18 protein-coding genes are annotated in these 14,148 nt (G+C 54.0%); 6 read left to right on the top strand and 12 right to left on the bottom strand.

Translation table 11 applies throughout. The features are described from left to right. The 5 genes from NTZ04_09735 to infC all read right to left on the bottom strand — a co-directional run. Positions 1-606, bottom strand: a 606-nt coding sequence (locus tag NTZ04_09735) for a phenylalanine--tRNA ligase subunit beta (protein MCX5992580.1), incomplete at its 3' end; no start/stop codon positions are given. A 37-nt stretch (positions 607-643) separates the two neighbouring features. Further along, positions 644-1,678, bottom strand: coding sequence for a phenylalanine--tRNA ligase subunit alpha (gene pheS / locus NTZ04_09730; GenBank protein MCX5992579.1), 1,035 nt, complete (start codon positions 1,676-1,678; stop codon positions 644-646). 4 nt (positions 1,679-1,682) lie between these two features. Next, the gene (gene rplT, locus NTZ04_09725; GenBank protein ID MCX5992578.1) at positions 1,683-2,045 is read right to left on the bottom strand and encodes a 50S ribosomal protein L20; all 363 of its coding nucleotides are present in this window, start codon (positions 2,043-2,045) and stop codon (positions 1,683-1,685) included. An 11-nt stretch (positions 2,046-2,056) separates the two neighbouring features. Next, a complete protein-coding gene (gene rpmI, locus NTZ04_09720) occupies positions 2,057-2,254 on the bottom strand; it encodes a 50S ribosomal protein L35 (GenBank protein MCX5992577.1) in 198 nt (65 codons plus the stop codon). Continuing rightward, positions 2,241-2,774, bottom strand: coding sequence for a translation initiation factor IF-3 (gene infC, locus NTZ04_09715; protein ID MCX5992576.1), 534 nt, complete (start codon positions 2,772-2,774; stop codon positions 2,241-2,243). The genes rpmI and infC overlap by 14 nt, the downstream gene beginning before the upstream one ends. Before the next feature lie 123 nt (positions 2,775-2,897). Between infC and NTZ04_09710 the strand changes: the two genes are divergently transcribed. The 6 genes from NTZ04_09710 (at position 2,898) to NTZ04_09685 (ending at position 7,997) form a co-directional block, all read left to right on the top strand. Continuing rightward, entirely contained in the window at positions 2,898-3,098 is a 201-nt protein-coding gene (locus NTZ04_09710) for a hypothetical protein (GenBank protein MCX5992575.1), read from the top strand. Positions 3,099-3,113: 15 nt separating this feature from the next. Further along, positions 3,114-5,402, top strand: coding sequence for a pyruvate, phosphate dikinase (gene ppdK, locus NTZ04_09705; protein ID MCX5992574.1), 2,289 nt, complete (start codon positions 3,114-3,116; stop codon positions 5,400-5,402). Between the two features lie 245 nt (positions 5,403-5,647). Beyond that, on the top strand, positions 5,648-6,349 hold the full coding sequence (locus NTZ04_09700) for a YggS family pyridoxal phosphate-dependent enzyme (protein MCX5992573.1): 702 nt from the start codon (positions 5,648-5,650) through the stop codon (positions 6,347-6,349). A gap of 4 nt (positions 6,350-6,353) precedes the next feature. After that, entirely contained in the window at positions 6,354-7,157 is an 804-nt protein-coding gene (gene proC / locus NTZ04_09695; protein ID MCX5992572.1) for a pyrroline-5-carboxylate reductase, read from the top strand. A gap of 3 nt (positions 7,158-7,160) precedes the next feature. Continuing rightward, positions 7,161-7,415, top strand: a complete 255-nt coding sequence (locus NTZ04_09690) for a YggT family protein (protein ID MCX5992571.1) — start codon at positions 7,161-7,163, stop codon at positions 7,413-7,415. A 78-nt stretch (positions 7,416-7,493) separates the two neighbouring features. Beyond that, positions 7,494-7,997, top strand: a complete 504-nt coding sequence (locus NTZ04_09685; protein ID MCX5992570.1) for a CvpA family protein — start codon at positions 7,494-7,496, stop codon at positions 7,995-7,997. 156 nt (positions 7,998-8,153) lie between these two features. Here NTZ04_09685 and NTZ04_09680 read toward each other — a convergent pair whose 3' ends face one another. From NTZ04_09680 to NTZ04_09650, 7 genes are all read right to left on the bottom strand, one after another. Beyond that, positions 8,154-8,420 (bottom strand): YfhL family 4Fe-4S dicluster ferredoxin, encoded by a 267-nt coding sequence (locus NTZ04_09680; GenBank protein MCX5992569.1) that lies wholly within the window; start codon positions 8,418-8,420, stop codon positions 8,154-8,156. A 15-nt stretch (positions 8,421-8,435) separates the two neighbouring features. After that, positions 8,436-8,930, bottom strand: a complete 495-nt coding sequence (coaD, locus tag NTZ04_09675) for a pantetheine-phosphate adenylyltransferase (GenBank protein ID MCX5992568.1) — start codon at positions 8,928-8,930, stop codon at positions 8,436-8,438. After that, complete coding sequence (gene rsmD / locus NTZ04_09670; GenBank protein MCX5992567.1) at positions 8,927-9,478, bottom strand: 16S rRNA (guanine(966)-N(2))-methyltransferase RsmD; 552 nt, start codon at positions 9,476-9,478, stop codon at positions 8,927-8,929. The genes coaD and rsmD overlap by 4 nt, the downstream gene beginning before the upstream one ends. Positions 9,479-9,753: 275 nt before the next feature. Then, positions 9,754-10,848, bottom strand: coding sequence for a 3-isopropylmalate dehydrogenase (gene leuB / locus NTZ04_09665; protein ID MCX5992566.1), 1,095 nt, complete (start codon positions 10,846-10,848; stop codon positions 9,754-9,756). Further along, positions 10,845-11,354, bottom strand: coding sequence for a 3-isopropylmalate dehydratase small subunit (locus NTZ04_09660; protein ID MCX5992565.1), 510 nt, complete (start codon positions 11,352-11,354; stop codon positions 10,845-10,847). Before NTZ04_09660 ends, leuB begins: the two co-directional genes overlap by 4 nt. Next, complete coding sequence (leuC, locus tag NTZ04_09655; GenBank protein MCX5992564.1) at positions 11,351-12,613, bottom strand: 3-isopropylmalate dehydratase large subunit; 1,263 nt, start codon at positions 12,611-12,613, stop codon at positions 11,351-11,353. The genes NTZ04_09660 and leuC overlap by 4 nt, the downstream gene beginning before the upstream one ends. Next, positions 12,594-14,126 (bottom strand): 2-isopropylmalate synthase, encoded by a 1,533-nt coding sequence (locus NTZ04_09650; protein ID MCX5992563.1) that lies wholly within the window; start codon positions 14,124-14,126, stop codon positions 12,594-12,596. The genes leuC and NTZ04_09650 overlap by 20 nt, the downstream gene beginning before the upstream one ends. Positions 14,127-14,148: the final 22 nt, after the last annotated feature.

The raw sequence follows: 14,148 nt of genomic DNA, 5'->3' as shown, positions 1-14,148 counted from the left end.
GGCCGGCCCTTCCTCGGTGTACTCGGTGGGTGGAAGCTTTATCTCCTGCTTGATGAAAGCAGCCACCTCCCTGGCTATACCTATCACTGAAAGGCAGTCGGGGCGGTTTGGGGTGATCTCCAGGTCCAGGATAGCGTCGCCGAGGTAGTCGGCCAGTGGAATACCCAGCGGTGCCTCCGGCGGGAGTATCAGGACGCCTTCATGGCTGTCAGAGATCCCCAGTTCTTTCTCAGAGCAGGCCATACCTTCAGAGGCTGTGCCTCTTATCATGGCTGGTTTAAGTTGAAAGAGTTCTCCTGTATGGCCGTCGATAAGTTGGGCTCCTATCTGCGCAAAGGGCACCTTATTGCCGACCTGGATATTGGGTGCGCCGCATACTACTGTGGAGTGACCCTTCCCGAAATCTATAGTGGCCAGCTTGAGACGGTCAGCATTGGGGTGGGGTTCAATGGCAACTATCTGCCCTACCAGGATCTTGTCCCAGAGCCTGCCAGTAGACTCGATATTCTTGACCTCAATCCCTGACATGGTCAATTTATCTGCCAGTTCCTTCAAAGGCAGGGAGTTATTGATGAACTCTCGAAGCCAGTTAAGTGAAATCTTCATCCGTATTCGTCACTTTCGCAGGAGATTCCTCATCCAGTTAGAACTGTTTCAAGAAGCGGAGGTCATTACCATAGAAGAGGCGGATATCGTCAATGCCGTATCTGAGCAGGGGAATACGTTCCACCCCCATACCAAAGGCGAACCCGGTATAAACCTCAGGGTCGTAATTTACCCTTCTTAAGACCTCGGGGTGAACCATTCCGGCGCCCAGAATCTCGATCCAGCCTGTGTTCTTGCATAGTGGGCAGCCGGCCCCCTGGCATATAAAGCAATCTATGGCCATCTCTACACCTGGCTCAACGAAGGGGAAGTAATCGCAGCGAAAACGCACCTTTCTGCTTTCTCCGAAGAGGCGGCGGGCAAACTCAAAGAGTGTACCCTTAAGATCACTCATGGTTATGTCACGGTCGATGGCCAGGCCCTCAACCTGATAGAACATGGACTCGTGGGTGGCGTCAGTGGCCTCATATCGATATACCCTGCCCGGCATCAAGCCCCTTATAGGCGGGCGTGTCTTTTCCATGAGCCTGATCTGCATTGGAGAGGTATGGGTGCGCAGGAGCCTGGATCTCTCACCGCCTTCGGTGTCTATCCAGAATGTAGCCCACATGTCGCGTGCTGGATGGTCCTGGGGAATATTCAATGCCTCGAAATTGTAGTAATCCCACTCCACCTCAGGCCCTTCGACTATCTGGAACCCCATAGAGACGAAGACATTGCATATCTCTCGAAGTGTCTGGGTGACGGGGTGGAGACGGCCGAGGGAAACCGGGTAGCCGGGCAGCGTGATATCAATACGGGTTTGCTCCAGGGTAGCGGCCAGATCTTTGCTCTTGAGGGCTTCTTCCTTTAGTTTGAGATCAGCTTCCAGTAGTACCTTGGTCTGGTTGGCTATGGCTCCGGTTGTTCGCCGTTCATCAACTGGAAGATCACCCAATCCTCTCAAGATAGCAGTGAGGGAGCCCTTTCTTCCCAGGTAACGAACTCGCCACTTCTCAAGTTCCTCAAGGTTATCTATGCTGCCGAGTTCGCTAACTGCCTTAGCCTTGAGGTCTTCAAGCTCCTTGAGCATTGAATTACTTGCCTGTGTTCTCTCCCTTAGCCATTGCTACCAACTGAGAGAAGGCAGTGGGATCCTGGACGGCTACCTCGGCGAGCATCTTGCGGTTGACTTCTATCTGTGCCTTTTTCAGGCCATTCATGAATTGGGAATAGGAGAGTCCGCCCTGTCGGGCGGCAGCATTGATGCGGATGATCCAGAGCCGTCGCATGTCTCCCTTGCGCTCCCGCCGGTGGCGGTAGGCGTAGCTGAGGGCATTGAGCATGGATTCATGGGCACGGCGATAGAGGGAATGTTTACTTGCCCGATGCCCCTTAGTCAGCTCTAATAGCTTCTTGTGGCGACGTCGGGTAACTACTCCACCTTTGGCTCGTGGCAATTGGTCCTCCTTTATGCGTAGGGCAAAAGCTGCTTTATTCTGCGTCTATTGGTGGGATGAAGCCCCACTTTCACTGCGTACTGGCGCTTAACTCGCGGCGACTTTCTGCTTCGGAGATGGCTCTTACCTACCTTGGAATGCATGATTTTGCCGGTTCCAGTAACGTGAAAACGGCGCTGGGCCGATTTATGTGTCCTAATCTTGGGCACTAGAAACCTCCGCTGATGTCTTTTTAACAACCTTGGGTGGTGAGAAGATAAGGCTCAGGCTCCTCTCCTCTACCAGTAAGGGCTGGTCAAGCACAGCCTTATCTTTAAGATCGTGTAATACCTGCTCCAGTATCTTCTTCCCCAACTCAGGTCGGGTAACCTCTCTGCCTCTAAAGATAACCGTCACCTTGACTTTATCGCCCTCGGCAAGCAGCCGCTCAATCGATCGGATCTTGGACTCCAGGTCATGGCCGTCGATCCTGGGCCTGAGGCGGAGTTCCCTCAGAATGGAAGACCTTCGTCCTTTTCTTCCCTCCCGCTCCTTCTTAGTCAGCTCATACTTATACTTTCCATAATCCAGAACGCGACATACGGGCGGTACGGCGCTTGCTGCAACCTCCACCAGGTCCAGATCATGTTCTCTGGCCAACTGAATAGCCTGGCGGAGGGGCATAACATTCAGCTTTTCGCCGTTTTCCCCAATTACCAAGACCTCTTTGGCCCTGATCCACTCGTTGATCCGGAGTTCTTTGACTATATGCTGCCAATCTCCTTATCTTCAAAAAGTCTGGTCTTTATCTATAACATATACCACCCAGGGAAGTCAAACATGTGTGTGGTAGTTTGTGGTAGTTCTAAGATAATGACACCCATCAATGGTTCTGTGAAAATGGCAACCTATGAAAAAGGAGACAATTTCATTGAATCAGAAGGAGCAGCAGCGAAGATTGTTCAGCAACCGGAGAGTGCAGAGGGGCAGAAACCCCAAGCACCATCATTCGCAAACACATGGTTGTTGGAAATGTTCTCACAAGTTATAATTGTCATATTAATAATGGAGTGAGGGCAGGAGGTGGAGATGGCAGCTACTTACCGTTTTCAGGATGATTGCGAAGACAAGAAGCTCTTAGGCAACAAGGGGGCCAATCTGGTTACCATGACAAAGCTGGGGCTGCCAGTGCCCCCCGGCTTTGTGGTCTCCATCGAGGCCTACAAAGACTATAAGCACAGCGGTCGTTTGCCAACCACGGAGATTGACAATGCTCTGGGGTGGCTGGAGGAACAGCGCGGGAAGAAGCTGGGCAGCGGGCTGGAGGTATCCGTTCGCTCCTCGGCCCCGGTATCCATGCCGGGGATGATGGACACAGTGCTCAACATCAAGGACAAGGCCAGCATGATGTCTGCCATCAAGAAGATATTCAGCTCCTGGGACAACCTCAGGGCGGTGGAGTACCGGCGGCTCAACCGCATTTCTGCGGACATGGGCACTGCTGCCATAGTGCAGGCAATGGTCTTTGGCAACAAGGACAAAAAGTCGGGGACCGGAGTGATATTTACCAGGAACCCGAGTACGGGTACCCCTGGGATTTTCGGTGAATATATAAGCCAGGCTCAGGGTGAAGATCTGGTCTCAGGAACAAGAACGCCTGGCCCTATCGAGGATCTGCGTTCTGCTCTGCCAGAGGTGTATGCCGAACTGGAAAAGATAACCCGCAGGCTGGAGGAGCATTTCCAGAATATGCAGGATGTGGAACTTACTGTGGAGTCGGGCAAGCTTTATATCCTTCAGACCAGGTCGGGGAAGCGCAGCGGGCAGGCGGCGGTGAAGATAGCCGTTGATATGACCAATGAAGGACTGCTCACCCGTGAGGAAGCTGTTATGCGGGTGAAACCGGAGGAATTGAATGCGCTCTTGCATAAGTGCATCAAAAACCCTGAGCAGTATGAGCCGCTGGCGCACGGGCTGAATGCGGCCCCGGGGGCAGCCACTGGCAAGGTAGCCTTTAACATTCGGGAAGTCGTACGAATGGCTGAGAAAAGTGAGAAGGTTATTCTGGTCAGGCCGGAGACCAGCCCGGACGATATTCAAGGCATTGCTGCTGCCGATGGTGTGCTCACGTCGCGGGGGGGACTTACCTCGCATGCCGCCATAGTCACCAGGGCTATGGGCAAGCCCTGCATCTGTGGTGCCGAAGAGATAAAGATAGACATGCAGAAAGAGCAATTCGAGGTCCGGGGGCATGTGGTCAGGAAAGGGATGGAGATTACCATAGATGGCACCAGCGGCATGGTTTACCAGGGGGTCCTGCCTTTGGGGGAGGTGGAGGTGGGGGCGGAGGTAGGCGAGCTTCTTTCCTGGGCTGATGGTTTCAGGCGCATGGGTGTAAGAGCTAACGCTGATACTATGGAGATGATCAAGCTGGCCAAGAGCTTTGGATGTGAAGGGGTGGGCCTGTGCCGCACCGAACGTCAATTCAATGCGCCCGAGCGCCTTTCGGCCATCAGGGAATTCATTCTGGCAAAAACCACCGCCGAGCGATCGGAGTCCCTGGTGAAGTTGAAGCGGCTTCAAAAGGATGATTTTGTGGCTATCTTCAAGGAGCTGCAGGGGATGTCGATCATCATCAGACTTCTTGACCTGCCGCTCCACGAATTCCTGCCATCAGAGACGGATACTACTGATCCCAGGATCAAGGAGAGGGTGAGGCAACTCAGGGAGGTTAATCCCATGATCGGCCATCGGGGGGTGAGACTGGGTGTCACCAACCCCGAAATCTACCAGATGCAGGTTGAGGCTATCTGTGAGGCGAAGGCCGAGGTAGAGAATGAGGTGGAGGTAAATGTCTCAGTCATGGTACCCCAGGTGATCACGGTGCAAGAGCTTTTGTGGGTGAAGAGGCATGTGAAGGCCTCCGGACTGAGGTTTGGGGTGATGATGGAGACCGTTCGCGCCTGCATGCGGGCAGGCAAGCTGGCGCATGTGGCTGACTTCTTCTCGTTCGGGACCAATGACCTGACACAGGCAGTATATTCCTTCAGCAGGGAGGATGCGGAGAAGAAGTTTCTCTCGACCTATCTCCAGCTGGGCATTCTTCAGGACAACCCCTTCGAGGTGATTGACGTCAAGGGGGTGGGGCGGCTGATGGAGACGGCCATATTCTGGGCGAGGAGGAACAAGAGAGATATTGAGATAGGGGTCTGTGGGGAGCATGGCGGCGAAGCTCGCTCGGTGCGATATTTTCACCAGATCGGAGTGGACTACGTCAGTTGCAGCGCCTTCAGAATCCCTGTGGCCAGGCTGGTAGCAGCCCAGGAGGCGATTGAGGGGAAGGCGCAGAAAGCCCCTGAGACGGTCAAAGCGGCGTGATCTCTGCGGGAGGCCCTAAAGGGGTCTTCCCTGTCCTGGATTTCCGCAACTACCCCTCCGGAGAAGGGGGCAAAACTCCTCCACTTGCTGTTCGGATGTCATATAGCCAGAAAGGACTGATTCACCCCGTGTCATTGTGAGGAGTCCTTCATCAGAAGGACGACACCCACAGAACGAAGCATGATACCTAAGATTGCATTTCCAACTTCAGGTTTGGGATAAACCACGGTATACTGTTATCCGAGATGAGCGGAAAATCAGCGGCAACGGAAGTTAAATCCACGGATGTTGAGCACAATATCCGTGGATTGCAGAGGCGCATTGCCAGGGCTGCTGAAAAGGCCAGGCGATCCCCTGCTGAGATAACTGCTATTGCAGTCACCAAGACAATAAATCCAAGCTACATCCAAGAGGCTTTCCAGGCAGGCATCAGGCACTTCGGCGAGAGCAGAATACAGGAAGCCAAGGACAAGATCGGGCAGCTATCGGTACTGCACCCATGTCCCGTCTGGCATATGGTAGGACATCTTCAAACCAATAAGGCCAGGATAGCAGCAGAGTTTTTCAATATGATTCATAGTGTCGATTCCATCAGGGTAGCAGAGGCTATCAGCCAACAGTCTCAGCACACGCTGCCCATCCTCATCCAGGTGAATGTTGCCGGTGAAACAAGCAAATACGGCTTCGCTCCAGATGAGGTCCACACAGCAGTAGAGCGGATTTCCAAGCTTCCCCATCTGGAGATAAAGGGGCTGATGACTATCGCCCCGTACACCGACAATCCCGAGGACGTTCGCCCCGTCTTCCGCCAGATCAGGCTGCTGAGGGATTCACTGGGACTGGAGCACCTCTCTATGGGGATGACCAACGATTTTGAGGTGGCTATCGAGGAGGGGGCAACAATGGTAAGGATCGGGCGCGCCATCTTTGGCGAGAGGGAGGATTAGTGCCATGAGAATTGCCTTTGTGGGCGGTGGAAACATGGGTGAGGCTATGATCCGGAGCCTTCTGGACAGGGGGGTAACCAAAGCCACCGATATCACGGCCAGTGATGTCAGCGGGGCACGGCGTTCCTATCTCCATCAAGAATACGGGGTGGCTGCCGTCTCCAGCAACCGTTCTGCCACGAAGAAGGCTGATGCTATTGTTCTGGCGGTCAAACCGGTCTCGATGCCTGGGGTAATGGCAGAACTGAAGAGCTTCCTCAAGCCCGAACAGACGGTCATTTCCATAGCCGCCGGGATAACCTTGTCCAATATCTGCCACGGCCTGAACCGCAACTCGGTCATCCGCGCCATGCCCAACATGCCGGCCCAGATCGGGGAGGGGATGACCGTATGGACCGCCGCCAGTGAGGCAACGGAGGAGGACAAACAGAGAGCCCGCTCGGTGCTGGGCGCTCTGGGCAAACAGATATTTGTCTCGGACGAGAAGTATATTGATATGGCCACTGCGGTGAGCGGAAGCGGGCCAGCTTACATCTTCCTCATCATCGAGTCATTCATCGATGCTGCAGTGCGTATCGGCCTCCCCCGTGAAATGGCCCAGGAGCTGGTGCTGGAGACAGTCTCGGGATCAACACACCTGGCCCAGAAGTCAGGCAAGCACCCCGCTGAACTGCGAAATCTGGTCACTTCGCCAGGAGGAACGACAGCCGAGGGATTGCACCAGCTGGAGGAGGGCAGACTGCGGGCACTCCTGGCTCGGGCTATCATCGCCGGTTACGAAAAGGCAAAGGCTCTCAGAGGAGAATAGGATATGGACACCTTCGTCGGGGTCGTTTTCATTTTATGTCAACTACTTATGTGGGCTATCGTGATCCGGACTCTCCTATCCTGGTTTCAGATCAGCCCTGATAACCCCATAATAGTTATACTCAACTACATCACCGAACCCATCCTCGCCCCTCTGCGCCGCATAGTGCCCAAAGTCGACATGTTTGACCTTACACCCATGGTGGCTATCGTCCTTCTTGTGATCATCACCTGGCTGTTGGGTCGTTTCGCTACTTAGACTTGACCTCCTGGTATATTATGATATGAGTAACATAATCAAGGCCTGGCGCCTAGCCTGGCTCTTGCGAGGTGAAGAATGACCTGGGTAGATGGAGTCATCATCGTCGTGGCGTTGATCGGAGCTTTTGCCGGATTCAGGCAGGGGCTCATCCTGGCCATCTTCGGTTTTCTGGGACTGATTGCCGGGGTAGCCTTCGCCGGCTGGGCTGCCGGTCCACTGGCGGATAAGATTTCCCCCAGTGGGGCGGAGTGGGCCTATGTCCTCGCCTTCATTCTGGTCCTGATCATTGTTATGGTGATATTCCACCTGGTGGGCACCATAATAAAGCAATTCATCAAATTGATCATGCTGGGCTGGCTCGATTCGCTCGGAGGGGCACTCCTCGGCCTGTTTGTCGGAGCCCTGCTGGCTGCCGCTGTCATGATAGCTGTGGGTAAGTGGGCGGGCGGCGTTGGCGCATCCGGAGTAGAAGATGCCATTGGCAATTCTGCTCTCGCCAGGTTACTGATAGATAGCTTCCGGCTTCTGCTCGCTCTCCTTCCCGATAAATTGAACGTGGTCACAGAATTATTCACTTAGGCGGAAACCATGAGAATACGAGAGCCCATGGCCCCAGAAGATAGAAGGGTTCAGCTAATGTCGGCCCTTCCCTCTCATGAGGCAGTTGGCAAACTGCACTAGTTGATATGCCAAAGCAGGAAGGCAAGAGCCATCCTGCATATTACATGCTGATCGCTATGTAGCGGCGGGCGTCTTCCCCGGATTCTGCTTCTTCCACTTCTCCAGGAGTTGCTCACGGGTTTCCTTATGATCAGGATCGGGTACACAGCAGTCCACAGGACATTGCTCTACACACTTCTGGGATGAGTACCAGCCAACACACTCACTGCACTTGCCTGGATCAATCACATAAATCGCGTCCTCTGTCTTGATAGCATTGTTCTTGCATTCTACCTCGCAGGCTCCACAACTGATGCACTCATCCGTAATCTTGTAAGCCATCAGAAATACCTCCTTCTATGTTCTCTTGGACTTGGCCATGAGCTTCTTCCTCAAGGCAATGGCAGAGCATTCGGGCACAAAGACACGGACATCACCACCTCCCTGTGCCGCCTCTTTAAGCAGACTGGAACTGATAAACTGATATTCTGCACTGGACATAAGACAGATGGTATCGACTTCCGGGCAAAGCTTCCGGTTCATGAGCGCCATGTCAAACTCTCGCTCAAAATCAGAGCCCATCCGCAACCCCCTCACGATGAACTTCGCCCCTATCTTCTTGGCAAATTCAATAGTAAGTGTGGTGTATGGTTCCACGCTTACATTGGTTAGATGGGACGTTGCCTTTTTGAGCAATTCCTCCCTCTCCTCCGTAGTAAAGAGGAGGTTCTTCGGAGGAGCATCAAAAACACCGATAACCAGATGATCAAAGAGGGCTGCTGCCCTGGTGGCAACATCAACGTGGCCCTTGGTCACCGGGTCAAAGCTGCCGGGATAAAGCGCTATTCTCAATTTACACCCTCCTGCTGATAGAATGAAATGGAGGTATCGCCATAACGCCGACTCTTGACCATGCGGGATTGCCTGAACTCCTCGGGCAGTGGCTGACGAGTCGAATGTTGCACCACTACCGTAGAGGTTCCTCCAACAAGGCAAGAATCGAACAGGCTATTCAAGGTGCTTACCAGTGAGGGATCGGAGTAGGGAGGGTCCAATAACACCACGTCATACTCCTTGCTGAGTATAGAAAGTGCCTTGGTAACGCTGCAACAGTAGACCTTCGCCTGTGATGTGAACCCTGTTCTCTCCAGATTTTCCTTGATTACGGTGCAGGATCTCGCATCATGCTCCACGAAATCCACCCAACTGGCACCACGGCTGAGGGCTTCTATCCCCAACGCACCACTCCCAGCGTAGAGGTCAAGGGTCTGCCAGACCTCGCCGACCATGGGTTGCAGGATGGAGAATATGGCCCCTCGAACCAGTCCGGTCGTGGGACGCAGGTAGGACTTCGGAGAGTTGAGCCTTGCTCCCTTCACACTGCCAGCAATAATACGCATTTCAAACTTAAGATTACAGCCAAATTAAGCTTGCAGTCAAACACGTCAGGGCAGGGACCATTCGCCCTTCAGATAAAGGCAGATGCCATGGCTATCTGAGGACTGCCTCGGTCCACCCAGTGTCTCAGGCATAGCGGAAACCTTTGTCGAGCCGACTCAAGGACTCTCTCTTTTCTGTACTGCCTATCTTCGCCTGAAACAGCCAGGGAGGTGTCTTACCATAGTGTAGGGGTAGATTGGCTACGCCCGTTCGGGAAGCTGAACCATACACGACATCATGCCTTTACGCCCTTCACAATCAGAGCGCCCATTTCCTTCGTCCCCACCCTGGTTCGCCCCTCTTCCATGATGTCATAGGTGCGGTAGCCTGCTTCCAGGACACTGGTCACCGCTTTCTCCACGGCCTTTGCCTCTGTCTCCAGACCGAAGGAGTAGCGCAGCATCATGGCACAGCTCAGGATAGTAGCAATCGGGTTGGCCATATTCTGGCCCGCCCTCTTGGGGGCGCTGCCATGAATCGGCTCATAAAGTCCAAAGGTCATCACGCCCGCTTTGGGCACTGCTGCCAGGCTGGCCGACGGCAGCATTCCCATGGAGCCAGCCAGCATCGATGCCTCATCAGTCAGGATATCACCGAACATGTTCTCAGTGACGACAACATCAAAGTAGGTAGGACGCTGTATCAGCCTCATGGCACAGGCGTCCACCAGCATATGTTCCAGTTCTACTCCGGGGTACTCGGCAGCCACTTCCGTAGCCATCTGCCGCCAGAGCCGTGAGGACTCCAAAACATTCGCCTTGTCCACTGAGACCAGCTTCTTCCGCCGACTCATGGCTAGCTCAAATCCCACTCTCAGGATACGCTCGATTTCTTTTTCCGAATAAAGCATGCTGTCCACAGCCCGTCTGCCTTGGGAGGTCTGCCAGCGCTTCTTGGGTTTGCCAAAGTAGAGCCCGCCAGTAAGCTCACGCACCACCACCAGATCCACCCCCCTGACAATCTCAGGCTTCAGAGTAGTGCAATCGACAAGCACAGGGAATATCTTGACCGGCCGGAGGTTAGCAAAAAGCCTCAATCCTTTGCGCAACGCTAGAAGGCCATCCTCAGGATGAATCTTGGCCAGAGGGTCATCCCATTTAGGGCCACCCACAGCCCCCAGCAGCACTGCATGGCCCCGTTTGCACATCTTCAGGGCTTCAGCAGTCAGGGCAACGCCGGACTGGTCAATAGCAACACCGCCGATATCCCCATAGTGCAGGCGGAACTCATGTCCAAATTCCTTGCCCACTGTCTCCAGCACTTTGACTGCCTCCACTACCACCTCCGGGCCAACGCCATCACCAGGTAAAACAGTTATATCAAACTTCATAGAATCACTCCCTTTGCCTTGAGTCTCCTCCTGGTATGCTCGATAAGCCCTCCAGCCACAATGAGCTCTAACATAAACTCGGGATACGGCTTGGCTTGAAATACCCGACCTCTGGTAACATTCTTGATGGCGCCCGTTTCGAGCTCGACTTCCAGGATATCGCCGGGTTGCGTTACCTCCACCGCTTCGCCGCATTCCAGAATGGGCAGACCTATATTGATAGCATTGCGGAAGAAGATGCGAGCAAAGCTTCTGGCGATAACGCAGGAGATACCGGATGCCTTGATCGCCAGAGGAGCATGCTCCCTGGAGGAGCCGCAACCGAAATTTGTCTCGGCGACGACAATATCCCCAGAACGCACCATCTGTACGAATTGCGTGTCAATACCTTCCATGCAATGCTTGGCCAACCCGGCAGGATCAGAGATATTCAAATAACGTGCCGGGACAATGGCATCCGTATCCACATTGGCGCCATATTTGTGCACCTTGCCCGTCAACTTCAACTTACCACCTCTTCAGGGCTGGCAATCCTGCCTGCAATAGCGCTCGCCGCTGCCACGGCGGGGTTGGCCAGATAGACTTCAGATTCGGAGCTTCCCATCCTGCCTACGAAATTTCGATTCGTGGTGGAGACACAGCGCTCACCAGCCGCCAGAACGCCCATGTAACCGCCCAGGCAAGGGCCACAGGTAGGAGTGCTCACCACAGCCCCTGAATTGACGAAGGCCTCGATCAGGCCCTCTCTAAGAGCCTCAAGATATACATGCTGGGTGCCAGGAATGATGACGCAGCGCAACCTGGGGTGCACCTGTCTGCCCCTGAGTATCTGGGCTGCAATCTGCAGATCCTCAAACCTGCCATTGGTGCAACTGCCTATGACCACCTGGTCAATCTCAATCTCCCCAACCTGGCTGACAGGCCTGGTGTTCGAGGGTATATGAGGAAAGGCAACCTGGGGCTCCAGCGATGAGACATCGTATTCAATGACCCTGGCATATCGGGCATCTTTGTCTGACTTGTAAACCTGGTACGGCCGCTTGGCCCTCGGCCGGACGTATTCAAGGGTCTTATCATCCACCTCGAAGATACCTGCTTTAGCGCCCGCTTCGATGGCCATGTTGGCCATGGTGAAGCGCCCGTCCATGGAGAGCACCCTGATGGCTTCGCCTGCAAATTCCATCGCCGCATAGAGGGCGCCATCCACCCCGATATTGCCGATGGTGTAAAGAATAAGGTCTTTGCCCCCTACCCACCGGCGCAACTTTCCCTGATAGACAAACCTTATAGTCGGAGGGACCTTCATCCATATCTCGCCACAGGCCATTGCTGAGGCAATATCTGTTGATCCCATTCCAGTGGCAAAGGATCCCAGTGCCCCATAGGTGCAGGTATGGGAATCCGCCCCAATGACCACATCCCCGGGAAGCACCAGGCCCTGCTCCGGCAGAAGCACATGTTCAATGCCCATCCGGCCGACCTCAAAATAGACCAGGCCCTGCTCCAAGGCAAACTCCCGCATCAGTTTGGCCTGCTCTGCGGAAAGGATATCCTTGTTAGGGATAAAGTGGTCAGGGACCATGACCACTTTCTGAGGATCAAAGACCTTCTTCACCCCAATACGCTGGAACTCTTTGATAGCGATGGGGGCAGTAATGTCATTGGAAAGGACAAGATCGACCCTGACGCTTATTAACTCGCCGGGAGTGACCTTATCTTTACCAGCATGAGCGGCGAGGATTTTCTCAGCCAGCGTCAACTGGATTCCTCTTCTTAGCTGCCAGCAGCCTATTGAGGGCATTCATATAGGCTCTGGCGCTGGCAACGATAATGTCGGTGGCAACTCCACGTCCGGTATAGGTCACGCCATCGCTTTCAATCCTGATCAAGACCTCACCCATGGCATCGATTCCAGCAGTAACTGAATTGACGCTGAATTCGGTAAGCCTGTTGGGTACGCCGATGATGCGGTTGATGGCCTTATACACAGCGTCTACAGGCCCGGTACCCAGAGCAGCATCAGCAAAGACCTTGCCATCAGGGCCAATGAGCCTCACCGTAGCCGTGGGTATACTGTGGTCACCACAGGAAACCTCAACGTGATCCAGATGGTACGTTTCAGAAATAGTGCGCATCTCCTGGGCCACAAGTCTCTCGATATCGCGATCGGTGACATCCTTTTTCTTATCTGCCAGTTCCTTGAAGGCGATAAAGGCGCGATTCAGGTCTTCTTCGCTCAAGGTATATCCCAGTTCTGCCAACCTCTCTTTGAAAGCATGGCGTCCGCTCAGCTTTCCCAATACCAGAATGCTGGCCGGAATGCCTACATCCCGGGGATCCATGATTTCGTAGGTGATAGCCCTCTTGATCACTCCATCCTGATGGATGCCCGACTGGTGACGAAAGGCATTAGCCCCGACAATAGCCTTGTTGGGCTGTACTACAAAACCAGTCAGTTCACTGACCAGACGGCTGGTCCTGTAGATTTGCGTAGTGTCAATCCGGGTAGTCAGATCGAAGAGGTCCTTGCGGGTTTTGATGGCCATAACGACCTCTTCCAGAGAGGCATTGCCCGCCCGCTCCCCAATGCCATTGATGGTGCATTCCACCTGCCTCGCCCCCTGCCTCACTGCCTCCAGGCTGTTTGCCACCGCCAGTCCCAGGTCATTATGGCAGTGAACACTGACAACGGCCTTATGTATGTTCGGCACACTATGAAATATGCCCTGAATCAGATTCCCAAACTCCTGCGGGATGGCGTAGCCTACAGTATCAGGGATATTCACCGTGCTCGCCCCTGCCTCGATAACCGCTTCGATGATCGTGTAAAGGTAGGCAGGTTCAGTACGGCTGGCATCCATCGGGGAGAATTCCACATCGCCCACATAAGTCCTGGCCCGAGCCACCATAGTTCGCGCCAGATCGAGAACCTCATCACGGCTTTTCTTGAGTTGATGAGCGAGGTGAACATCCGAGGTGGAGAGGAACACGTGGATGCGCGGGTGTGTGGCTTCTTTGACCGCTTCCCAGGCAGTGTCAATGGCCTGGGCATTCGCATGGGTCAGAGCGCAAATGGACGACTGCCGGACCCCACTGGCAATAAGTCTCACAGCCTCAAGATCGCCTCGAGAACTGGCGGGAAAGCCAGCCTCGATAACATCTACACCCAACCTCTCCAGTTGCCTGGCTATCTCCAGCTTCTCCTGGGTGTTCAGCATCCCCCCCGCCGCCTGCTCTCCATCTCGAAGAGTCGAATCAAAGATGATGACTTTGTCCATACTTCATTCCCTGCCTAACGGT

Source organism: Chloroflexota bacterium, from assembly GCA_026389585.1.
Classification (GTDB): Bacteria; Chloroflexota; Dehalococcoidia; order UBA2247; family RBG-13-53-26; genus JAPLHP01.
The sequence above is the reverse complement of the archived record's forward strand: the minus strand, read 5'-3'. Positions and strand labels throughout refer to the sequence as shown.

Bases quoted from the DNA above. Each gene is read 5' to 3' on its own strand.
- pheS (MCX5992579.1), bottom strand. From the start codon at position 1,678: ATGCTCAAGGAGCTTGAAGACCTCAAGGCTAAGGCAGTTAGCGAACTC.
- NTZ04_09710 (MCX5992575.1), top strand. From the start codon at position 2,898: ATGACACCCATCAATGGTTCTGTGAAAATGGCAACCTATGAAAAAGGA.
- ppdK (MCX5992574.1), top strand. From the start codon at position 3,114: ATGGCAGCTACTTACCGTTTTCAGGATGATTGCGAAGACAAGAAGCTC.
- NTZ04_09700 (MCX5992573.1), top strand. From the start codon at position 5,648: ATGAGCGGAAAATCAGCGGCAACGGAAGTTAAATCCACGGATGTTGAG.
- proC (MCX5992572.1), top strand. From the start codon at position 6,354: ATGAGAATTGCCTTTGTGGGCGGTGGAAACATGGGTGAGGCTATGATC.
- NTZ04_09690 (MCX5992571.1), top strand. From the start codon at position 7,161: ATGGACACCTTCGTCGGGGTCGTTTTCATTTTATGTCAACTACTTATG.
- NTZ04_09685 (MCX5992570.1), top strand. From the start codon at position 7,494: ATGACCTGGGTAGATGGAGTCATCATCGTCGTGGCGTTGATCGGAGCT.
- NTZ04_09680 (MCX5992569.1), bottom strand. From the start codon at position 8,420: ATGGCTTACAAGATTACGGATGAGTGCATCAGTTGTGGAGCCTGCGAG.
- rsmD (MCX5992567.1), bottom strand. From the start codon at position 9,478: ATGCGTATTATTGCTGGCAGTGTGAAGGGAGCAAGGCTCAACTCTCCG.
- leuB (MCX5992566.1), bottom strand. From the start codon at position 10,848: ATGAAGTTTGATATAACTGTTTTACCTGGTGATGGCGTTGGCCCGGAG.
- NTZ04_09650 (MCX5992563.1), bottom strand. From the start codon at position 14,126: ATGGACAAAGTCATCATCTTTGATTCGACTCTTCGAGATGGAGAGCAG.